Origin of the sequence: Mycobacterium asiaticum (assembly GCF_001668675.1) — a bacterium.
GTDB lineage: Bacteria > Actinomycetota > Actinomycetes > Mycobacteriales > Mycobacteriaceae > Mycobacterium > Mycobacterium asiaticum_D.
The window spans coordinates 1-21719 of record NZ_LZKQ01000111.1; the positions used below are offsets into that span (position 1 = coordinate 1).

At 70.1% G+C, this 21719-nt stretch carries 15 protein-coding genes and 1 pseudogene; 8 read left to right on the forward strand and 8 right to left on the reverse strand.

Features of this window, described 5'->3' with window-relative positions; all coding sequences use genetic code 11:
* The coding region (locus A9X01_RS09845) for a MinD/ParA family ATP-binding protein (RefSeq protein WP_253849042.1) at nucleotides 1-1106 on the forward strand (1106 nt) is incomplete at its 5' end.
* Nucleotides 1107-1109: 3 nt separating this feature from the next.
* Here A9X01_RS09845 and A9X01_RS09850 read toward each other — a convergent pair.
* The 6 genes and pseudogenes from A9X01_RS09850 to A9X01_RS09870 form a co-directional block, all read right to left on the reverse strand.
* The gene (locus A9X01_RS09850; RefSeq protein ID WP_065120583.1) at nucleotides 1110-2603 is read right to left on the reverse strand and encodes a class I adenylate-forming enzyme family protein; all 1494 of its coding nucleotides are present in this window, start codon (nucleotides 2601-2603) and stop codon (nucleotides 1110-1112) included.
* On the reverse strand, nucleotides 2600-3535 hold the full coding sequence (locus tag A9X01_RS09855; protein WP_065120584.1) for an acyl-CoA dehydrogenase family protein: 936 nt from the start codon (nucleotides 3533-3535) through the stop codon (nucleotides 2600-2602). Before A9X01_RS09855 ends, A9X01_RS09850 begins: the two co-directional genes overlap by 4 nt.
* Nucleotides 3532-4689 carry an acyl-CoA dehydrogenase family protein gene (locus A9X01_RS09860; RefSeq protein ID WP_172832481.1) on the reverse strand — a complete coding sequence of 386 codons (1158 nt, stop codon included), beginning with the start codon at nucleotides 4687-4689 and terminating at the stop codon, nucleotides 3532-3534. The genes A9X01_RS09855 and A9X01_RS09860 overlap by 4 nt, the downstream gene beginning before the upstream one ends.
* The gene (locus A9X01_RS32200; protein WP_436405252.1) at nucleotides 4686-5141 is read right to left on the reverse strand and encodes an acyl-CoA dehydrogenase family protein; all 456 of its coding nucleotides are present in this window, start codon (nucleotides 5139-5141) and stop codon (nucleotides 4686-4688) included. Before A9X01_RS32200 ends, A9X01_RS09860 begins: the two co-directional genes overlap by 4 nt.
* A gap of 15 nt (nucleotides 5142-5156) precedes the next feature.
* A pseudogene (locus tag A9X01_RS32205) lies at nucleotides 5157-5780 on the reverse strand (acyl-CoA dehydrogenase family protein); the annotation flags it as partial.
* Nucleotides 5777-6853: an acyl-CoA dehydrogenase family protein gene (locus A9X01_RS09870; RefSeq protein ID WP_065120586.1), complete on the reverse strand. Its 1077-nt coding sequence runs from the start codon at nucleotides 6851-6853 to the stop codon at nucleotides 5777-5779. The pseudogene A9X01_RS32205 and the gene A9X01_RS09870, both read right to left, overlap by 4 nt.
* Nucleotides 6854-6934: 81 nt before the next feature.
* Between A9X01_RS09870 and A9X01_RS09875 the strand changes: the two genes are divergently transcribed.
* The gene (locus tag A9X01_RS09875; protein WP_065120587.1) at nucleotides 6935-7777 is read left to right on the forward strand and encodes an LLM class flavin-dependent oxidoreductase; all 843 of its coding nucleotides are present in this window, start codon (nucleotides 6935-6937) and stop codon (nucleotides 7775-7777) included.
* Here A9X01_RS09875 and A9X01_RS09880 read toward each other — a convergent pair.
* Both A9X01_RS09880 and A9X01_RS09885 read right to left on the reverse strand, forming a co-directional pair.
* Nucleotides 7749-8489 (reverse strand): SDR family oxidoreductase, encoded by a 741-nt coding sequence (locus tag A9X01_RS09880; protein ID WP_065120588.1) that lies wholly within the window; start codon nucleotides 8487-8489, stop codon nucleotides 7749-7751. The genes A9X01_RS09875 and A9X01_RS09880 overlap by 29 nt on opposite strands.
* A 20-nt stretch (nucleotides 8490-8509) precedes the next feature.
* Nucleotides 8510-9331 carry a FadR/GntR family transcriptional regulator gene (locus A9X01_RS09885; RefSeq protein ID WP_065120589.1) on the reverse strand — a complete coding sequence of 274 codons (822 nt, stop codon included), beginning with the start codon at nucleotides 9329-9331 and terminating at the stop codon, nucleotides 8510-8512.
* A gap of 98 nt (nucleotides 9332-9429) precedes the next feature.
* Here A9X01_RS09885 and A9X01_RS09890 point away from each other — a divergent pair, with 98 nt between their 5' ends.
* From A9X01_RS09890 to A9X01_RS09915, 6 genes are all read left to right on the forward strand, one after another.
* Complete coding sequence (locus A9X01_RS09890) at nucleotides 9430-11811, forward strand: CaiB/BaiF CoA-transferase family protein (protein WP_081282297.1); 2382 nt, start codon at nucleotides 9430-9432, stop codon at nucleotides 11809-11811.
* A gap of 15 nt (nucleotides 11812-11826) precedes the next feature.
* Nucleotides 11827-12018 (forward strand): ferredoxin, encoded by a 192-nt coding sequence (locus A9X01_RS09895; RefSeq protein WP_036358226.1) that lies wholly within the window; start codon nucleotides 11827-11829, stop codon nucleotides 12016-12018.
* 177 nt (nucleotides 12019-12195) lie between these two features.
* Nucleotides 12196-13308 (forward strand): aromatic ring-hydroxylating oxygenase subunit alpha, encoded by a 1113-nt coding sequence (locus tag A9X01_RS09900; RefSeq protein WP_172832482.1) that lies wholly within the window; start codon nucleotides 12196-12198, stop codon nucleotides 13306-13308.
* Complete coding sequence (locus A9X01_RS09905) at nucleotides 13308-14885, forward strand: AMP-binding protein (RefSeq protein ID WP_065120592.1); 1578 nt, start codon at nucleotides 13308-13310, stop codon at nucleotides 14883-14885. The genes A9X01_RS09900 and A9X01_RS09905 overlap by 1 nt, the downstream gene beginning before the upstream one ends.
* An 18-nt stretch (nucleotides 14886-14903) precedes the next feature.
* The gene (locus A9X01_RS09910; RefSeq protein ID WP_065120593.1) at nucleotides 14904-15326 is read left to right on the forward strand and encodes a nuclear transport factor 2 family protein; all 423 of its coding nucleotides are present in this window, start codon (nucleotides 14904-14906) and stop codon (nucleotides 15324-15326) included.
* A gap of 344 nt (nucleotides 15327-15670) precedes the next feature.
* Nucleotides 15671-21719, forward strand: a 6049-nt coding sequence (locus tag A9X01_RS09915; RefSeq protein ID WP_081282298.1) for a PE family protein, incomplete at its 3' end; no start/stop codon positions are given.

The following is a 21719-nucleotide window of genomic DNA, read 5'->3' on the forward strand; positions in this document are numbered from 1 at the left end:
GCGGTGCATCGGGCGCAACCGCAGGAGCCGTCGGGACGGGCGCGCCGCCCCCTGCGCCTCCGCCGCCGCAGCTCGATCCACGGCTGAATCAGCCCGCACCACAGCCGGTCCCAACCCCGTTCACCACCGCCACCCCGAGCGCGCCGCCGCAACAGGGTGTGCACGACCCGCGGATGCCGTCGCACACCGACCTGGGACTGGTGCGTCGGGTGCGTCCACGCCCGCAGAGCGGATGGCGCAAGGTGGTGCACCGGGTCACCGGCCTCAGCCCCAAGGAGTCCGAGCAGGAGAACACCCGCCAGAAGCTGATCGCCAGGGTGAGCCAGCCGGTGCGGGGTGACTACAGCATCGCGGTGCTGTCGATGAAGGGTGGCGTCGGTAAGACCACCACGACGGTCGGGTTGGGTTCTACGTTCGCCGCCATCCGCGGCGACCGGGTGATCGCGGTCGACGCGAACCCCGACTTCGGTACGCTGGCCCAGCGCGGGCCCGACCAGAGCCGATCGACGGTACGAGATTTATTGTTGGACGACAACATCTTTCGGTATTCAGACATTCGCCGGCACACGTCGCAGAGCACGAGCCGCCTGGAGATCCTTGCTTCCGAACGTGATCCGGCTACCTCGGAAGCCTTTTCCGACGCCGATTACCGGGTGGTGATCCGGCTGTTGCAGCGGTTCTACAACCTGATCCTCACCGATTGCGGCACCGGACTGGTGCACTCGGCGATGGAGAGCGTGTTGGACGAAGCCGACGCGATTGTGTTGGTGGCGTCGCCGGCCATCGACGCCGCACGCAGCGCGCTGGCGACACTGGATTGGCTGGAGCATCACGGACGCGCACACCTGGTGCCGAATGCGACCGTCGTCATCAGCGCCGCGCGGCCGGGTAAGTCGTCGGTGGACCTGGACAAGCTGGCCGCGCAGTTCCTCACCCGCATCCGCGCGGTGCACGTGATCCCATTCGACGACCACCTGGCGCAGGGATCGGAGATCGTGCTGGATCTGATGGCCAACAAGACCCGCCAGGCGTTCCTCGAACTGGCCGCTTCGATCGCCGACGGGTTCGCGCATACCAAACGCGCCGAACGTAATTCGCGGAGTTGAGACCTACCCGCCGCGTGCTGCGATCATCGCCGACCGGTTGACTTTGGTCGCCGCGGTGCGGGGGATCGCGTCGACGAATTCGACCGTCTTGGGCACCTTGTAGGGCGCGAGCCGGCCTTTGGCGTACTCGATCACCTGCTGCTCGGTCACCGGACCGGCGGCTTGCACGACGGCATGCACGCGTCGTCCCCAGTGCGGGTCGGACAGGCCGATGACGACGACGTCGGCGATGGCGGGATGCCCGGACAGCGCCGATTCCACCTCTGCGGGAAAGACATTGGCCCCACCGCTGACGATCATGTCGGCCCGGCGGTCCACCAGGTAGAGAAAACCGTCCTCGTCGAGATGGCCGATGTCGCCCGCCGAGCGAAAACCGTCCTCGGTCGACGGCAACGGCGGCGCGCCTCCGAGATAGCGGTATCCCGCGCTCATCGGCGCGCGCAGATAGATATCACCGTCTTCGCCCGGGCCGAGCGGCTTCTTGTCGGTGTCCAGGATCCGGATCTCGGTGTCCCGAAAGCCGCGGCCCACACTGCCGGGATGGGTGAGCCACTCGTCGCCGCGCAGCGCGGTCAGCCCGAGGTTCTCGGTCATCCCGTAGGCCGTGACGATCTGCTCGGGACTGAGCAGTTCGAACCAGGTGCGCAACAGCGACGGCGGCATCACCGCGGCGCCCTGCAGGATGAACACGATGCTGGACAGGTCGCGCTCGCGGATGTCGGGCAGCGCGGCGACGCGAGCGAGCATCGTGGGCGTGGCGGTGAAGTTGGTGATCCGGTAGCGCTCGATGGTGTCGACGAACAGCGCGGCGTCGAACTTCTCCAGGATCACCAGATGATCGCCGCTCAGCAGCATGAGCAGGGTCGCGAAGCCGTTGGTGTGATACATCGGCGCGGGCACCATGATGATCTGCGGCTTGGCCACCGGCGTCCAGTTGGCCAAAAACGGCTCGCCCTGCTGCGGAATCCACAGTGACGGAGCCAGGTTCAGGATCACCTTCGGCACCCCGGTGGAGCCGCTGGAGCAGATACCGTTGGCGGTCGGGGAAACGGCTGTGGGCAGCGGACTTTCGGATTGGGAGGCCGCCAGCGCGTCCAACTCCCAGCGGCTGGTGTCGTCCACCGTCACCGCAGGGTTGATGACCCCGCGCACCCGCTCGCGTTCCCATTCGGGCAAATCCCAGTGCATCGGGATGGGAACCGCGCCGATCTTCCAGCATCCCAGTGTGGCCAGCACCAGGTGCACCGAGTTCTGGATCGCCAGTGCCACCATCGAACCCGTCTGTGCGCCCCGGGCAGCCAACGCCCGTCCCCATTGATTCGCCCGGGCATCGAGCTCAGCGAAGGTGAGTGCCTGCGCGGTGCCGTCCAGCGCGACGACGGTGATCGCCGGATCGTCCCGTTGTTGTTCTGCCAGCTGCTGCAGCTTGGCGCCGAACGGGACCCCGCCCGCGAACGGGTCGGGGTTGACGTCGGCGGTGACGGGTTGGGTACTCACGCGGGTACTCGCCGGCTGAACAACGTCTCGAAGTACCCGTCACGCACATCGGGTACCAACCGCAGGCTGAGCGCCTCCGGTCCCAACGGCAACCGGATCAGCGGTTGGGTATGCCGGTCCAGCACGCTCACGTCGGACTCGTCGCAGAAGCCCAGCGCACCAAGCAACTGATGCGCGGTGCGCAGTACCTGGCGAGCGGTGTCGGCCGCCTTGAGTCGCAGCACCAGGGCGTCTGCCGAAAGGACTTGCGCGGGCAGCGATTCCGGTCGGCACAGGGTGTACTTCGCCAGCTCATGGAGCCCGCGCACCGCGACGGCGGCATCGGCCACCGCGAACCGCACCGCCTGGAAGTCGGCCAGCGGCTTGCCGAACTGCACCCGCGCCTGCACATGCTCGGTGGTGATGTGCAGCGCCTGCTGCACGGCCCCCAGAATCCGCCACGATCCCAGCACGAGATGAAGATTAACGTCAGCGACCGGCACGGTCGCCTCGGGTGCCGACGACGTGGCCGGCACCAGGAACGGGCCCAGTTTGGCGCCGGTCCGGGCCCCGGGCTGTACCCGATAGCGGTTGGCGTCGAGGTCGGCGGCGACCCAGCTGCCGGGTAGGTCACCGTGATCGATGCGCGGCGCCTCGGGATTCACCAGGCTCAGCCGTGCGCCGTCGATCGCCAGCAGTTCCTCGACCAGTGGATACGGCAATGCCGTCGCCCCGGCGCACTGACACAGCACCGCGGCGGCCAACAGATCGTCGGAGCCCGACCGGACGTCGAGTTCGAATGCGCCGAGCGCGCGCAGGGCATCACCCGCCGCCTCCCGCACGCTGTCGTCGTTCTCCGCGCGCAGCGCCGCCTGCGGCCCACCCAGCCGGGACAACCGCTTGGCCGAGACCGCCGCGAAGTCGCTGATGTCCTGTGGCAGTTCGGTATTCACCGGTGTTCTCCCAACACGTCGCGGGCCACCATCATTCGCTGCACCTCGATGGTGCCCGAGGCCACGGTGGCTGCCTGCGCGTACCGCCAGTGGTCGTCAACGGCGCCATAGAGCGCGGCGGATCTGCCGCTGTCCAGTGCCGTCGGGCCCAGCACATCGAAAAGTAGTTCGGCGACCTGCTGATCACAGGTGGTCGTCGCGATGCGGGCCGCGCTGGCCGCCGCACCGGCCGACGGGTCGTCCTGCAGCGACACCGCCCGATACGCCATCAGCCGGGCCACCCGCAGGTCGACTAGTGCGCGCACCCACCGGCTGCGGATGGATTCGGGCAACCGGTCCCAGTCGTCGCCGAGTTCGGTCTGCATCCGGTCCAGCAATGACTCGCAGCGCGCGTAGCGAGCTATGCCGACCCGCTCGAACGCCAGCGCTTCCCGCATCACCCGCCAGCCGTCACCGGGCTCACCCAGGATGTCCTCGTCGAAGGCCTGCAGATCGTCGAGGAACACCTCGTTGAGGTGATGCGGTCCCAGCATCGACGGGATGCCGCGCACGGTGAACCCGGGCCGATCCATCGGGATCAGAAACAGGCTGAGCCGCTTGGCTTTCGGCGCATCCGGATGAGTGCAGGCGGCCAGCACACACCACGACGCCATCCGGGCATACGACGTCCAGACCTTCTGGCCGGTGATGCGCCAGCCGTCACCGTCGGGTACCGCGCGGGTGCGCAACGACGCGAGGTCGGTCCCGGCTTCCGGCTCGGAAAAGCCCTGGCACCAGATGACCTCACCGGACGCGATGCCCGCCAGGTGCTTGGCCTTCTGCTCGGCGGTGCCGTGGCGCATGATCGCCGGACCTACCCAGTTGATGCCCATATACTGCGGGCCGCGAGGTTCGTAGTTCGCCCACATCTCCTCGCGCAGCACGGTCTGCTGCCAGATCGAACCGCCGCCCCCGCCATGCTCTTTCGGCCAGGCCAGCGCGAGCAGCCCCTCGGCGGCCAGCAGCTTGCAGAACGATTCGGTGGTGGCCAGGTCGTCGGGATTGTCGGTGCAGGCGCCCAGGAAGTCGGCGGGTATGTGGTCGGCGATCAACTGCCGCAACCGGTTTCGCAGCTCGCCGGCGTCGTCGCCGAGGTCGTAATCCATGCTGGTCATCCCTTCGGCAACCCGAGCACCCGCTCGGCGATGATGTTGCGCTGAACTTCGGAGGTGCCGCCGTAGATGGTGGCGGCCAAAGCGTCCTGACGCTCGAACAACAGGTCCGGATCGGCGGTCGAAGCCGGCCCGGCGGCCGCCGCGCTCAGCTCCCAAACACGTTGCAGTGTAACCGATCCCAGTAGCTTCATGGTCTCGGCCTCCGGACTCGGCCGCCCGGCGAGCTCGTTGTTCAGCGCGCGGTAACCGGTGGCGCGCAGCGCCTCGGCGTCGGCGAGCAGGCTGCCCAATTCGGTGTAGATGTCCGCGTCGGCCGTCCCCTTGATCGAGTCCAGGCCCCGCTTGATCTCAACCCAGTTCATGATCCAGATCATCTGGCGTTCGTGCTGCAACGATGACATGGCAACGTTCCAGCCGCCGTTGTACGTGCCCAACAGGTTGGCCACCGGCACTTCGACATCGTCGAGAAAGACTTCGCAGAAAGTCTCGTCGGAAATCGAGGCCATCCGGATCGGTTCGATCCGCACCCCGGGCGATTGCAGATCCAGGATCAGACACGAAATGCCGCGATGTTTGGGCGCGTCCGGGTCGGTGCGAGCATAGAGCGTGCACCACCGCGACAGATGCGCCTGAGTGGTCCAGATCTTGTGACCGTTCACCCGGAAGACATCGCCGTGGCGCTCGGCGCGGGTGCGCAAGCCCGCGAAGTCCGAGCCGGCTTCCGGTTCGGACATCCCCAGCGCCCACCACTCGTCACCGCGCAGTAACGGCACCAGTAGCCGGTCGATCTGTTCGGGTGTGCCGAACTTGCGGATGCCCGGTGCGGCGACACCTGGCCCGGCGACGTTGGGCAGCTTGGGCGCCGAACGCAGTGCGGCCTCGATGCGGATTTCCATTGCGTCGCGCAAACCCAGCGACCGGCCGCCATGCTCGCGCGGCCAGGTCGGCTGCAGCCAGCCGGCTTCAAAAGCCGCTCGCTGATAGTCGCGGCGCAGTGGAATGTCCCAGCGGTAGACGCGGTAGCGCTCGTAATAGTCGGCGGGCAGAAACTCATCCAACCACGCACCGAATTCCGTTACCACTGCGCTCATTTCGCTTCTCCCGCGAACCGGCGGCCCACCTCGTGGTACAGCGCGCGGCTGTCGCCGAGCAGTGCGGCGTGTTGCCAGGCGTGCCGGACGTAGAGGTGCGCGTCGTGCTCCCAGGTTTGTCCGAGCGCGCCGTGCACCTGGACATTGGTGCGTGCGCACGAAGTCGCGGCGTCGGCTGCGGCCGCTTTGGCGAACGCCGCAGCGGTCCAGGCGGTCTCGGACCGTTCCAGGCGCGCGGCGGCCGCATAGGTGAGGCTGCGGGCCCGCTCCAGGCTGACGTAGTTGTCGGCCAGCGCGTGCTTGATGCCCTGAAATGCGCCGATCGGAACCCCGAACTGCCGCCGGGTCTTGGCGTGCTCGACCGATCGCGCCAAGGCGGCGCCCGCCACGCCGACCAGATCGGCGGCCACCGCCACCAACGGCGCCGCCAAGGCCGCTTCGGCGGATTCCACCGGCGCGACGGCCACGGGCTCGGCGTCCACTTCGATGTCTGCGCCGGGCTGGGCGGGGTTGGTCGAATCGCACGTGACGATCGTGACGCCGTCGCCGGTGCGCGCGACAGCCGCCACCGTCCCGCTGTCCGACTCGGCCAGGGTGACGATCAGCTCGGCGCGCGCCATGTTCGGCACGGCGACGGCGCGCCCGCGCAGCCGCCCGTTGCGCAACGTCATCGGCGCGCCGGGCAGTCGTTGGCCGGGGGAGTGCACCGCCAGCGTCGCGACCGTCCCGGCCGCGATGTCGGCCAGCACCGCCGCCGCACCGTCCTGGCCGGGCGGGTCGACGGCGCTTAGTACGCCGGCGGCCAAACCGACGCTGCTCAGCAGCGGGATGGGGGCGATGGCGGCGCCGCACTCCTCGAGGATCACGGTCAGCTCGACGGGGCCGAAGTCGCCGGAGGTATCCTGCTTGGCTAATTCGGTCCAGCCGAGCTCGACCACCGTCTTCCACGGGGCGCGCCAGCGGTCGGGATCCGTGATCGCCTGGCGGGCGGCATCGGTGGGGCACTCGGCGCGCAGGATCGCACGCACGGTGTCGCGCAGCGACAGTTGCTCCGAAGTCAGACCGACATCCATAAGACCCCTAACATAATAAAAATAGTAAACTAGCCATCGCCGCGCAAACGCTGCCGGCCGTGTGCGTGCATAGGTGGTCGGATGGTCGAGTGGTATTTGTTCCTGCCACAGGTTCGGGTGGCGGTCGCCGATATTTCGGAGCGCGCCCTGCAGGCCGAGACCAGCGGTTTCGACGGCATTGCTTTCATCGACCATCTGGAAGCGCCGGGCCAGCCTGGTGAAAACATCTGGGAGGCAATGGGCATTGCCACCTGGGTGGCGGCCAGAACACATCGGTTGCGGGTCGGACATCTCGTACTCTGCTACGCGTTCCGGCATCCGGCGGTGCTTGCCAAGCAGGCCGTCACGCTGTCCGCGGCTTCGGAGGGCCGGTTCGACCTCGGCCTCGGTTCGGGTTCCTGGCCGGCCGAGTTCACCAAATTCGAGGTAGGTCAGCAAGATCCGGTGGCCCGCGTTGAACAGCTCGGCCGCCACCTGGCCGTGATCAAGCGCTACTGGTCCGGCGAGCAGCAACCGACGCCCAGCGCCCCGATTCCGCTGGTGCTCGGCGGCAGCGGCCGCCGAATGATGAAACTGGTTGCCGAACACGCGGATTGGTGGAACCTGCAGGCAAATCACCTGGACCGGCTTCCGCGGCTGGCCGATGCAGCGGGCGCTGCCCGGATCTCGGTTCAGCAGATGGTCGGTTTCGTTCGGGCGGGGGACGACCCGGCGACGGTGCGTGAGGTCAGCACCCGCCGGTTCGGACACCTCGGACCGGGCCTGGTCTGCGGTGACGCCGACGAGCTGACCGCCCATTTCGTCGGCCTGACCACCCAGGGCGTGGAACGCGTCTACGTCTGGTTCGCCGATTTCGCCGCACCGCGGTCCCTTGCCGAATTCGGCGAGACGGTGATCAAGAACTTTGCGCACGCTGGGCGCTAGCGCGCCGGCGCGCTTCGGTCGGCACCACGGGCGGGCGCGCGAACGGCCCTCGTTCAACCGCGCTGAGCCGGATCTCGGGCAGGTCGACCGACGGGTCCACGGTGTCCAACCACGCCACGGCCGCCGCGATGTCGGACGCCTGGATCGCGTACATCTCGAACGGAACATCCTGCAACATCTCGGTTTCCACCGGACCGGGGGTGACCAGGTGCACGGCGATACCGTCGCGGTCCACTTCCATCGCGAGCGCGCGGGCGAACGCGTTCATGCCCGCCTTGGACGCCGAATAGGCGGTCCGCGCCATCATCGGTTCGTGGGCGGCCGAGGAGGAGATGAAGATCAGCCGCGAACCCGGGCGCATGCGCGGCAGCACCGCCGACGTCACCACGAAGCAGGAGTCCAGATTGGCCGAGATAATGGCCCGCCACTGCTCGAAAGTCTGCTTGCGCGCGTACGTTCCACCGAGTGTGCCGGCCGCGTGGACCACGAGGTCGATCCGGTCGAGCGGGGCGATCGCGGCGGCGAACCCGTCCGGGTCCGACGCATCGGCCACCACCGGGCGGGCGCCGATCTCTGCGGCGGCCGCGCGCAGCGGCGCGGCGCGGCGCGCCGCCACCACGACGTCGTAACCGAGTTGACAAAGCTTTGCGGCGCAGGCCTTTCCGATGCCGCCGCTGCCGCCGGTGACCAACGCGGTCCGTGGGGTTGTCAAGGGTTTGCCTCAGCGCGGGCTTATGGCCGGCGGATGTCCCGCGGTCGTGACATCGCCTGCGGAGACAACGCGTGGATGCGCTGTTCGGGCCGGCCGGACAGCACGTAGGTCTGCGTGTCGGCCAGGTGGCGGCCGGCGATGCGCCGCGCCCGGTCCACGTCACCCTCGGCTATCGTCTCGGTCAGCTTGACATGGGTGTTCAGTGCGGCGCGTCGCTTGGCCAGCGACGGGTAGGTGCCGCGCGCCGAGCTTTCATCGGCCCACTGCCGTTCGTGGCTCGACCACAGCGTTTCCAGGCTGCCGACAACGGCGATGATGGTGTGGTTGCCGCAGCCGCGAACGATGAGATTGTGGAATTGGCGGCCGATTTCGGTGAACTGCCGTCCGTCTTGGAGGTTCTCGGCCATGGCCTCGTTGACCTGTTTGAGTTCGGGCACCAAGGTGTCGGCACGGTCGGGCCGTTGCGCGGCCAGGGCGGCGCAGGCCGGTTCGAGTTCCTGCAACGCCGCGCCGAGGTCGCTGACGGCGACGTTCTCGCTCTGCAAGACCAACCCCAGCATGTAGGCGGCGCTGGTCTTGGCCGGCGCGTGCACCACGGCGCCGCCGCGATTGCCCCGCCGCACCGAGACCAGGCCCTCGGTCTCCAAGATTCGCAAGGCTTCGCGCAGCGACACCAGGCTCACTTTGAATTGGTCGACCAGCACTTCCTGGCGCGGCAACAGGTCGCCGTCGGCGAGTTCGCCGTCGATGATCTGACGGCGCAACTCGTCGGCTACGATTTCAGCGATCCTCGGCGCCGACAGCCGGCGCCTGGCGTCGGGTCCAATACCCAGGGCGGTCATCCGATTCCTCGCAACCTACAGCAGGACAGAGCACACGGCCGCGGGCGCGCGAACTCGACTGGCTTAGCTATTTTAGCAGTAATGGTATAAATAGCCGCGTGAGTGACGTGGCCGGTAGCCGGCCGACACCGCTCGAAGAACTCCGGGTCGTCGAGATCAGTGAGCGCTTGGCCGGCAGCTACTGCGGCAAGTTGCTGGTCGACGCCGGCGCTGAGGTCCGCAAACTGGAACCGCCGCAAGGGGATCCCCTGCGCCGCTACTCGGCGACCTGTTCGCCGGTGGAGGGCCCCGCCTCGCCGTTGTTCTGCTACCTCAACGCCGGCAAGCGCAGCCTGAGCCTGCCCCCGGAGGACCAGCGTCATGACGCCGAACTGGCCGCCGCGGACGTCATCGTAGTGACCGGAAGCCGTGCGCAAGCCGCAGCGCTGGGTGTCGATCCGCAGCGGCTGCTGCAGCTGTCCGAGCGGGCGGTCGTCGTCACGATTTCCGATTTCGGCTGGACGGGCCCTTACGCCGAGCGGGCCGCCACCGAGTTCACCCTGCAGGCCTGGTCCGGTTGCACCGGCTTCCGCGGCGATCCCGCCGGCCCGCCCATCTCGATCGGCGGCGACCTCGGCGAGTACATGGGCGGGGTCTACGCGGCCTTCGGTGCCCTGGCGGTGTGCCGCCGCGTGCAGCGGGGCGGACCGGGGGAGCATCTGGATCTGTCCATGCTCGAGGCCATCACGGCGATGCAGAGCAGCGAGTGGTTGCATTCGCAGCTGCTGCAAGTCCCACCGGTACGCCGCACCCTGGAGGTGCCGTCCATCGTTCCGGCCAAGGACGGTTACGTCGGCATCACCATGGTCACCGGCCAGCAGTGGCTGGACTTCGCGGCCATGGTCGAATGTCCGCAGTTCGAGGACATTCCGCAGCTGCGCTTTCAGATCGGCCGTTGGGAGTACCGCGACTTCATCTACAAATCGATCGGTCCGTGGATGGCCGAACGCACCGTCGCCGAGATTGTCGAGCTGGGGCAGCTGTTTCGGTTGCCGATCGCCCCGCTCGGCAACGGCGCCACCGTGCGGGACATGGAGTACATGACCGAACGCGGGGTGTTCATCGCCAACCCGGCCGGTTTTCACCAGCCGCGGCCGCCGTGGCTGATGGCGCAGTGCGCTCCTTCGCCGGTAGGGCAGACACCCGATATCGGAGCGGACAATGACGAACCAGTCTGGCAGACAAGAGAATACAGTCCGGAATCGGCAGGCGCCGGGTTGCCGCTGGAGGGTGTGCGGATCATCGACCTGACCGCGTTCTGGGCTGGGCCGGCGGCCACGCATCTGTTGGCCGCGTTCGGTGCCGACGTGATCAAGGTGGAGTCGATCCAGCGTCCCGACGGCATCCGCTACTCGGGTGGTATGCGCACCGATGTGGACGACTGGTGGGAGTACGGCTGGGTTTTTCACGCGATGAACACCAACAAGCGTTCTGTGACACTGGATCTGGGGTCTGAGCAGGGGCGCGGACTGTTCCGGACCTTGGTCGCCGGAGCCGATGTGGTGATCGAGAACTTCTCGCCGCGGGTGATGGATCATTTCGGGCTCACCGCCGATGTGCTGTTGGGAATCAACCCGAATCTGGTCGTCGTCCGGATGCCGGCATTCGGTTTGAATGGGCCTTGGCGTGAACGGGTCGGGTTCGCGCCCACCATGGAACAGATCGGCGGCCTGACCTGGGTGACGGGCTTGCCCGAAACACCGCCGGTGACCCCGCGTGGTGCCTGTGATCCGCTGGCCGGCGTGCACGCCGCATTCGCGGTACTGGTCGCCCTGAACTTCGCGGAGCGCACCGGCACCGGCCAGCAAGTCGAACTGCCGATGCTCGAAACCGTGCTGAACACCACCGCAATCCAGCCCATCGAAGCCGAGGTGTACGGCAAGACATTGGACCGACGCGGCAATCGGGGCCACGGCGGGGCCCTGCAGAACATCTACCGCTGCGCCGGCGCCGACGACTGGATCGCGGTCAGCATCTGTGCTGACCGGCAGTGGTTGGCGTTGGTCGAACTGGTCGATTTGGCCGCCTTGTCGGACGCCGATCTGTCGACGAGCGCCGGGCGGCGCGCACGCGCCGACGAAATCGACCGGCTGCTACAGGATTGGTTCGCCGGCCAACCGCTCGATGGCACGGTCGAGCTGCTGGCGCAGGCCGGCGTGCCCGCCGCGCCCGTCGTATCCCCGTCACTGGTCACCGAGAATGCGCAACTGCGGGCGCGCGGTTTCCTCGAGTCGCTGGACCATCCACGGACCGGAAGGGGCCTTTATCCGACCCCGCCGTTCGCGCTGCTCGCCGGCCAGCATGCCTGGCTGCGGCTGCCCCCGCCGACGTTGGGGGAGCACAATGAAGAAGTACTGCGCGATCAGTGCGGACTGACCGAGGAAGAACTCGCGCGCCTCGCGGCCGGCGAGGTGATCGGGACCCGGCCAGTGGGTCTCTAGAGAAAGGGGCAGCCGATGCGGGTGATTGTCGACGCGGATATGTGTGAGGCCAACGGGTTCTGCGAATCCATCGCGCCGGACATCTTTGAATTGGGGGACGAGGACGTCGTTCAGATTGCCGACGGGCCGGTGCCGCCGGACCGGGAGATCGACGTCCGCGCCGCAGTGGACCAATGTCCGCGGGCCGCGCTGCGCATAGTCGAGTAACAGCGCGAGATTTGTTGTAGCGCAATGCCCTTGGTTCCCGATCATGGCGGGGCGTCGGGGTTCGCGGCGTCCACATTGACGTTCAATGTCTAAAATAGTAAAAATAGACACAGTCGTCGAACCGCGGGTGCGCGGGCGGCCCCATCGCCGCGCGGCCGCGTGGGAAACGGAGAACTCGTGACGCAAACTGCACCAGACGCAGCGGACCCGTCCGAACGCGAGTTCGGGTCCTCGGGCATCGCCCTGTCCACCTACCGCTTCCCGACCGGCTGGTTCATCGTCGGCTTCGCCTCCGATCTGGCCGCCGGTCAGGTCAAGCGCGTGCACTACTTCGGCGAGGAGTTGGTGCTGTTCCGCACTGCGACTGGCAAGGTGCATGTCCTTGACGCCTATTGCCAGCACCTCGGCGCCAACATGGGCGTCGGCGGCACCGTCGAGGGCGAACACATCGTCTGTCCCTGGCACGGCTGGCAGTGGCGCGGCGACGGCACCAACGCGCTGATTCCGTACAGCAAGATCGGCTGCAAGAACAACGTCCGGATCCGCACCTACCCCGTCACCGAGTGGTACGGCTTCATCCTGGTGTGGCACGAGCGGCACGGCCGCGCGCCTTACTGGCAGCCGCCGGTGCTGCCTGAACTGGAAACCAACGAGTACTACCCGTTGCACCCACACACCCGGATGGTCAACCGTGTCAAGGTGCACGCGCAGATGATCATTGAAAACGCCGCCGACCCCTACCACGTCCAGTACGTGCACAAGGCCGCCAACCCGGCCAACACGGCATCGTTCGAGGTCTCGGGATATCACTTGCACGCCACGGTCAACGCCCATTTCGGGGGCGGCCGCGCCAAGACCTGGCTGACGCCCAATGGCCCCGTCGACGCCAAGATCATCTACGACAACTACTCGCTGGGGCTGGGCATCGTGCGCTTTCCCAGCGACCTGGTGGCCACCGTCCAGGTCACCGGCCAGACACCGGTCGACGAGGACTACACCGACTACTTCTACACCCAGGCTTCCATTCGTGAGCCCGGTGACGATGGCGATGCGCCCACTGGCCGCGCCGCGAAATTCCTTGCGCTGCAACAGGAAGTCATCAAACAGGACTTCTTCACGTGGGAGAACATGAAGTATTTGGAAAAGCCCAACCTGGCGCCGGAAGAGGCACATGACTATGCGGCACTGCGCCGCTGGGCGCACCGCTTCTACCCCGGTACCCAACCGTCGCCGGACGATTTCGGTTACACCGCCGACGGCGAGCCGGACCCGGCGGCCGCGCCGGCCTGATGGGAGCTCCGGCGCCTGCCGACTTCGGTGTCGACCGGTTCACTGTGCCAGCCGTGCTCGATCGCCGCGCCGAACAATATCCCGATCGGGTGATGATGTCAGTGGCGGGCCGTGACATCACTTTCGCGCAGCTGCGGCAGCGATCCCGCACCGCGGCAAAACTGTTGGCGGACCGAGGGATCGGCCCTGGCGACGGCGTGGCTCTGTTCACCGCGACATGTCCGGAGTGGGTCTACTTCTGGCTCGGAGTGGCTCGCGTCGGCGCGGTGAGCGCCGCGGTCAACGCCGCCAACAAGGGTGACTTCCTGCTGCACAACCTGCGGTTGTCGCGCGCCAAGCTGATTCTCACCGACTCGGATCGGCGGCAGCGGGTGGACGAGATCGCCGGACACCTCGACCGCGACACCCAGATTGTCGTGATCGATGACGCACTTGCCGCTGCCCTCGACGAGGACGTCGCGACAGGCGACACCCCCGCGGCGCCGAACGATCTCGGCGCGCTGTTCTTCACCTCGGGCACCACAGGCCCGTCGAAAGCGGTTGCCACATCCTGGAATTACCTCTTCACGGTGGCCGCTACCGTAGCCCAGGCGTGGCAGTTCACCGCGGGGGAGGTGCTGTGGACCGCGATGCCGCTGTTTCATTTGAGCGCGGCGCCCAGCGTGCTTGCACCGCTGCTGGTCGGCGGAACCACGGTGTTGGCAGCCGGCTTTCACCCCCGTGAGGTGTGGGACGAGGTGCGCGCCCGCGGTGCGGTCGGGTTCGTCGGCGCGGGCGCGATGGTCACCATGTTGCAGAGCCTGCCGCCGGATCCGCGTGACGCGCAGTTGCCCTTGCGGTTCATCTCCGCGGCACCGATCGACGCAAACTCCTACCGGGCGATCGAGCAGCGTTACGGCTGTCGCATCGTCACCATGTACGGCATGACCGAGGCGTTTCCGCTCGCGGTCAAAAGCGTTGCCGACGAAGGGGTTCCCGGAACGTCCGGCCGGCTCAATCCGAACTTCGAGGTGCGTATCGTCGACGACGCCGGCGTAGAGGTGCCCGCAGGAACGGTTGGCGAGATCACCTGCCGACCGCGGTTTCCCGGGGTAATGAGCCAGGGTTATGTGCATCCCGACTGGCATTCGGCACTTCGAGTCGACCCGCATCCGGAGTGGTTCCACACCGGTGACCTTGGCAAGCTCGATGCGGGGCACCACCTGACCTACGTGGACCGGGTCAAGGACTCGCTGCGTAGACGCGGCGAGAACGTGTCATCGGTGGAAGTCGAAACCGTGGTGATGAGTCACCCGGCGATTGCGGAGGCCGCCGCGGTCGCGGTACCGAGCGATCTCGGTGAGGACGACATCCTGGTTGCCGTGACGTTGCGTCCCGGCGCCGCACTCGATTACGCGAACCTGCTGGACTTTTGCGCGGCGCGCATGCCGTACTTCTGCGTCCCCCGATTCGTCGATGCCGTCGATGAACTTCCCAAGAATGTCATCGGCCGGATACGTAAGGACGTGTTGCGGGCCCGCGGCGTGAGCGCGAGCGCATGGGATCGGGAAACCCACGGATACATTGTGAGCCGGTGAAAGGCAGGTTAGACAACGATGACGATGACCTATCAGGAACAACAGCTGCTGCACGCCGCGACAGGCCGTGCGGGCATTCTGGATCTGACCGCCCGGCACAACCGCGCGTATTCCGAAGGCGACCGGGACGCCTGGATCGCCACGTTCCGCCATTCCGGCGCCAGCTACGTCCGCGACGGTGAGCCCTTCACCGATCTGCGCGAGGCGTTCGACGGCGGGAGAGGACAACGTCTGGTCACCGTGGACAACGAGATCCACGTCGACGGAGTCAACGCGACCCAGCATTGCGTGGCAATACTTTTCGCCGCAGCGGACAGCGACGCCGGTGCGCCGGCCACCGGCGTCTTCCGGGATCAGCTCATCTACGAACGCGGCGGGTGGTACTTCACCTCGCGCGAACTCGTGTGGGATTCGGTTGCGAGCCGCCATCTCGTCACGTAGGCGGTATCGATGCGGGCCCCCGCTGGGCGACGAAGGTCAGCGATGCTCGCATCGGTGGTTCGCATCAATTGTTGAGGATGGCAATCGTTCGTATTGGCACTCGTATTGGCACCGGCGCCGAGTGCCTCGGTAGCACTGCGCCTCACTTTGCCGCTGAGCGCGCTCGAGATCGCCTTTGCGCTGGGATCGGTAGACCGCTGTAGCTACGCGAATACCCGCGCCGAACCGCTTCTTATGCCGTTAGGCGGAAATTCTGGTGGGAAACGGTTATCGTTTGCAGCCTGTCGCGCTAATTAATTTTCGCGTAAAAAAATTCTGCCTCAAGGCTTAGTGATGGGTGGGTCATGTCATCGTACGTGTCTGTTTCGCCGGAGGTTGTGGTTGCGGCGGCGTCGGATTTGCGCGCGATTGGTTCGGCCGTGAGTGGGGCCGGTGTCGCGGCAGGGGTGTCGACGACTGCGGTGGCGGCGGCTGCCGGGGATGAGGTGTCGGCGGCGATCGCAGCGCTGTTCGGCACTTATGGCCGGGAGTATCAGGCGGTCAGTGTGGCGGCGGCGGATTTTCATGCTCGTTTTGTGCAGTTGATGGTTGGCGCCAGCGGCGCGTATGCGGGTATGGAGGCGGCCAGTGTGGCTTCACTGCAGTCGCTGGAGCAGGCCGTGCTGGATGCGATCAATGCGCCGGCGAATGCGCTGTTGGGGCGTCCGTTGGTGGGGCCGGGCACCGACGGTGCGCCGGGGTCGGGTGCTGCTGGTGGCGCGGGTGGATTGCTGATCGGCCGTGGGGGTAACGGCGGGTCGGGCGCGTCGGGTCAGGCTGGCGGTGCTGGTGGGGCGGCCGGCTTGTTGGGTCCGGGTGGCGCCGGGGGCACCGGCGGTACGGCTCTGGCCGGAGCTACCGCGGGTGGCGACGGTGCGGGCGGCGTCGGCGGCCAAGGCGGCAACGCCGGCACGGCGGGCGACGGTGGGCGCGGCGCCGACGGCACCAATGCCTTCGTCGACGGCGGCGCGGGCGGTAAGGGCGGCAACGCCGGCGCGGTCGGCGTCGGCGGCACTGGCGGCGCCAACGGCGGCGCTTTGGGCGGTAATGCCGCCAACGGAAGCGGCGGGGCCGGCGCCAATGGTGGCCACGGCGGCAACGGCGGCAACGGTACCGCCGGTAAGGCCGGTACCGACGGTGTCAGCGCGGGCAACAGCGGCACCGACGGCTCGGCAGGCGGGCGGGGCGGTGACGGCGGCGCCGGTGGCGCGGCCAGCGGCACCGGCACGCAGGGTGGTGACGGCGGCGCCGGCGGCATCGGCGGCGCCGGTGGCCAGGGCGGCAGCGGCGTCGACGGGGGCAATGGCGTGGCGACCGACGGCGCCGGCGGAGCGGGCCAGGCCGGCGGTAACGCTGGTAGCGGCGGTGCCGGCGGTGATGGCGGTAAGGGTGGCGCCGGCGGCAGCGGCGCCAACCAAGGCAAGGCCGGCGATGGCGGAGCAGCCGGCGACGGCGGAGCGGCCGGAACGGCAGGCAAGGGCGGTATCGGCGCCCACGGTCACGACGGCGCAGCCAATGGCGGCGACGGGTACGCCGGTGGCGACGGCGGTGCCGGCGGTGCGGGTGGCGACGGCGGCAAGGGCGGTGCCGGTGGCGCCGCCGGCGGGCTGGGCGCTTCGGCGGGTGCCGACGGTAACGGCGGCACGGCCAGCAGCGGTGGGGCCGGTGGCGCGGCCGGTGCCGGCGGTTCCGGCGCGACTGGCTCCAACGGTGTGGCTGGGGTCAACGAAGGTGCTGGCACGGCCGGAGGCAGTGGCGGTGCGGGTGGTACGGGCGGTGCCGGAGGCGCCGGTGGCACCGGCGGCCAGGCCGGCGGTGCAACAGCCAACGCGGGCAAGGACGGTCTCGGCGGCGCGGGCGGTAAGGGCGGCAACGCCGGCACCGCGGGTGCCGGTGGTCGCGGTGCAGATGGCACCGCCAGCTTCCAGGACGGCGGCACCGGTGGTGCCGGCGGCAGCGCCGGTGCGATCGGGGCCGGTGGCGCGGGTGGCGCCAATGGCGGAACCCAAGGCGGCAGCGGCAGCAATGGGCTCAGCGGCGCAGGCGCGGACGGTGGCCGCGGCGGCGACGGCGGTCACGGCGCGGCCGGCCAGGCGGGCGCCAACGGCGTCAACGCCGGCGACAGCGGCGCCGACGGCGCGGTCGGCGGCAAGGGCGGCGCCGGCGGTGCCGGTGGTCAGGGCAACGGCGTGGGCTTCCACGGTGGTGACGGCGGTAGCGGTGGCGCCGGTGGCGCCGGTGGCGCCGGTGGTTCGGGTATCAACGGCGCCAACGGCACCGCCACCAACGGCGCTGGTCTGGCCGGCCAGGCCGGTGGCAATGCGGGCAACGGTGGCGCCGGTGGTGACGGCGGTAAGGGCGGTGCCGCGGGTGCGGCCGGTGCCGGCGCCGCAGCAGGTCAGGCGGGTGACGGCGGGGCGGCCGGCGACGGTGGTGCCGCGGGTGCGGCAGGCAAGGGCGGCGTCGGCGCCAACGGCCACGACGGAATTGCCGGCACCAACAACGGCGCCGGCTACGACGGTGGCGACGGTGGCGCGGGCGGTAAGGGCGGCAGCGGTGGGGCCGGTGGCGCCGGCGGCGCGGCGGGCGGCGCCGGCGCCAACGCGGGTACCGACGGCAATGGCGGCAACGCCAGCAACGGCGGGGTCGGCGGGGCCGCCGGCTCCGGCGGAACGGGGATCACCGGTTCCAATGGCGTCGCGGGCGTGAACAACGGTGCCGGCCAGGCCGGCGGTAGCGGCGGTGCGGGTGGGACCGGCGGCGCCGGGGGCGCGGGCGGCGTCGGCGGAGCCGGCGGCGGCACCACAGGGACCAAGGGTCTCGACGGCGCCGGCGCGGTGGGCGGCAAGGGCGGAAACGCCGGTGCGGCCGGTGCCGGCGGCCGGGGCGCCGACGGGACCAGCACCTTCGTCGACGGCGGCCAAGGCGGTGCGGGCGGCGACGCGGGCAGCATCGGCCAGGGCGGCGCCGGCGGCGCCAACGGCAGCGGCATAGGCTCCGCGCTCAGCGGCGACGCCGGCACCGGTGCGCACGGCGGCAACGGTGGCGCGGGCGGAAACGGCGCGGCGGGCGCGGCCGGCGCAAACGGAGTGAACTCCGGGGACAGCGGTGCCGACGGTGCGGGCGGTGGCAAGGGCGGCGCCGGCGGTGCCGGTGGCCAGGGCAAAGGTGTGGGCTTCCACGGCGGCGACGGCGGGGCCGGCGGCAAGGGCGGTGCGGGCGGTGCCGGCGGCAGCGGCATCAACGGCGCCAACGGCACGGCCACCACGGGCGCCGGTCTGGCCGGCCAAGCCGGTGGCAACGCGGGCAACGGTGGCGCCGGTGGCGACGGCGGCGCCGGGGGCGCGGCGGGCACCGGTACCGGTGGCGCGACGACGGGCAACGCCGGCAACGGTGGCGCCGCAGGAGACGGCGGCGCCGCAGGCACCGCGGGCAAGGGCGGAATCGGTGCGGCCGGTGCCAACGGAACAGCGGGCGTCAACAACGGCGCCGGGTACGGCGGCGGTGACGGCGGCGCCGGCGGTAAGGGTGGCAACGGCGGCGCCGGCGGGACCGGCGGAGCGGGTGCCACGAAGGGCGCCGACGGCAATGGCGGCAACGCCAGCTCCGGTGGGGCCGGCGGCGCGGCCGGATCCGGTGGCACCGGCATCACCGGCGCGAACGGCACGGCGGACCTCAACAAGTACGGCACCGGCATCGGCGGCGGGCAGGCCGGCGGCGACGGCGGTGCCGGTGGCACCGGTGGAGCCGGCGGTTCCGGCGGCACGGGCGGTGCCGGCGGCGGCACCACCGGACTCAAGGGACTCGATGCCAACGGCGGCGTCGGCGGCCAGGGCGGTAACGCCGGTGTCGCGGGCAGCGGAGGCGACGGCGCGAACGGCACCGCGGCCAACAGCACCGGCGGCGCCGGTGGGGCCGGCGGCAATGCCGGTGCGCTGGGCAAGGGCGGCGCCGGCGGCGCGAACGCCGGTGGCGGCAACGCGACGGCGGGAGCCGACGGTACCGGCGCCAACGGCGGCAACGGCGGCGCCGGCGGAAACGGCGCGGCGGGCACTGCGGGCGGCAACGGCGTCAACGCGGGCAACCCGCACGGCGCCGACGGCAGCGCCGGCGGCACCGGTGGCGTCGGCGGCGCGGGCGGCAAGGGCGTCGGCGCCGGGTTCCACGGCGGCACCGGCGGGCTGGGCGGTAACGGCGGTGCCGGTGGGGCCGGCGGCAGCGGCATAGACGGCACCACCGGCGTGCCGACCAACGGTGCGGGCGGTGCGGGCAGCGCCGGCGGCAACGCCGGTAGCGGCGGCGTCGGCGGCAACGGCGGCGCGGGCGGTGCCGCGGGTGCGGCCAACGCCGGTGCCGGCGCAGGCACCGCGGGCAACGGTGGCAACGCAGGCAAGGGCGGCAACGCCGGTACGGCCGGGAATGGCGGCGCCGGAGCGGCGGGCGCCAACGGGGTCACGGGCATCAACAACGGCGCCGGGTATACCGGTGGCAACGGCGGTGCCGGCGGCGATGGCGGTAACGGTGGTAACGGCGGTACCGGCGGCCAGGCCGGGGCCAGCAACGGTGGCACCGCGGGCAGTGCCGGCGCCAACGGTAACGGCGGCAACGCCAGCAACGGCGGCGTAGGCGGTGCTGCTGGATCAGGTGGCGCCGGTGTCAACGGCGCCAACGGGACCGCGGGCGTCAACAGCGGCGCCGGCCAGGACGGCGGCAACGGCGGCAATGGCGGCACCGGTGGGGCCGGCGGCAGCGGAGGCACCGGTGGCACCGCCGGCACCGGTGCGACCGCGGGCAACAACGGCTCGGGCGGCGTGGGCGGCAAGGGCGGCAATTCTGGGACCGCCGGCGACGGCGGCCGGGGCGCCGACGGCACCGCGAACTTCATCGACGGCGGCAAGGGCGGCGTCGGCGGCAACGCGGGCACGCTCGGCCAGGGTGGCGCAGGCGGCAGTAACGGCGGCGGCGGCAACGCCGCGTCCGGTGCCAACGGCAGCGGCGCCAACGGCGGAAACGGTGGCGCGGGTGGTAACGGCGCCGCCGGCACCCATGGCACCAATGGCGTCAACGCCGGCGACAGCGGCACCGACGGTTCAGCGGGCGGCAAGGGCGGCGCCGGCGGCGCGGGCGGTACCGGTAACGGCACCGGCTTCCACGGCGGTAACGGTGGCGCCGGCGGGACTGGCGGCGCCGGCGGAATCGGCGGCTCCGGCGTCAACGGCGGCAGCGGCGCGGCCACGACCGGCGTCGGCGGCTCGGGCCAGGCCGGCGGCAACGCCGGCAACGGTGGCGCCGGAGGCGATGGCGGCGCCGGTGGCGCCCAAGGCGCGGGCACCGGCGGTGCGACTTCGGGCAACGCAGGCAATGGCGGCAACGCCGGCAAGGGTGGCAACGCGGGCACCGCCGGCAACGGTGGCGTCGGCGTGGCAGGCGCCAACGGCACCTCCGGGATCAACAACGGTGCCGGCTACACCGGCGGCGACGGTGGCGCCGGCGGTAAGGGCGGCAACGGCGGGGCCGGTGGCGCGGGCGGTGCCGCCGGTGCCGGGACGGGCGGCGTCAAGGGCGCCGACGGCAACGGCGGCAACGCCAGCAACGGCGGTGCCGGTGGTGCGGCCGGCTCCGGCGGAACCGGTATCACCGGCGCCAACGGCGTCAGCGACCAGAACGCCTACGGCACCGGCATCGGTGGCGGCCAGGCTGGCGGCGACGGCGGCACCGGCGGCACCGGCGGCAAAGGTGGCGCGGGCGGCACGGGCGGTGCCGGCGGTGGCACCACCGGAAGCGCCGGCAACAACGGCACCGGCGGCAGCGGCGGCAAGGGCGGCAACGCCGGCCTGGCCGGCAACGGCGGCAACGGCGCAGCCGGCACCAGCACCAACAGCACCGGCGGCGCGGGCGGGGCCGGCGGTAACGCCGGTGGCATCGGCACCGGCGGCGCGGGTGGCGCGAACGGCAGCGGCAGCGGCACCGGCAGCGCCGGGGCCAATGGCACCGGAGCCAACGGCGGCAACGGCGGCAGCGGCGGAAACGGGGCGGCCGGCACGGTCGGCGGCAATGGTGTCAACGCAGCCAACCCCAACGGTGCCGACGGCGGCACGGGTGGCACGGGTGGCGCCGGCGGTGCCGGCGGTAAGGGCGTGGGCGCGGGCTTCAAGGGCGGCACCGGCGGTAACGGTGGTGCCGGAGGCATCGGCGGCAATGGTGGCAGCGGCGTAGACGGCAGCAACGGCGTCGCGACCTCCGGTGCGGGCGGCGCGGGCACCGCGGGCGGCAATGCCGGCAACGGCGGCGGCGGCGGCACCGGTGGCGCCGGCGGCGCCGCGGGTACTGCCAACGCGGGTGCCGGTGCGGGCA

What these genes read in the sequence shown, in the direction of transcription:
- A9X01_RS09860 (WP_172832481.1), bottom strand. Translation starts at nt 4,689, where the DNA reads ATGACCAGCATGGATTACGACCTCGGCGACGACGCCGGCGAGCTGCGA.
- A9X01_RS09870 (WP_065120586.1), bottom strand. Translation starts at nt 6,853, where the DNA reads ATGGATGTCGGTCTGACTTCGGAGCAACTGTCGCTGCGCGACACCGTG.
- A9X01_RS09875 (WP_065120587.1), top strand. Translation starts at nt 6,935, where the DNA reads ATGGTCGAGTGGTATTTGTTCCTGCCACAGGTTCGGGTGGCGGTCGCC.
- A9X01_RS09885 (WP_065120589.1), bottom strand. Translation starts at nt 9,331, where the DNA reads ATGACCGCCCTGGGTATTGGACCCGACGCCAGGCGCCGGCTGTCGGCG.
- A9X01_RS09895 (WP_036358226.1), top strand. Translation starts at nt 11,827, where the DNA reads ATGCGGGTGATTGTCGACGCGGATATGTGTGAGGCCAACGGGTTCTGC.
- A9X01_RS09905 (WP_065120592.1), top strand. Translation starts at nt 13,308, where the DNA reads ATGGGAGCTCCGGCGCCTGCCGACTTCGGTGTCGACCGGTTCACTGTG.
- A9X01_RS09910 (WP_065120593.1), top strand. Translation starts at nt 14,904, where the DNA reads ATGACGATGACCTATCAGGAACAACAGCTGCTGCACGCCGCGACAGGC.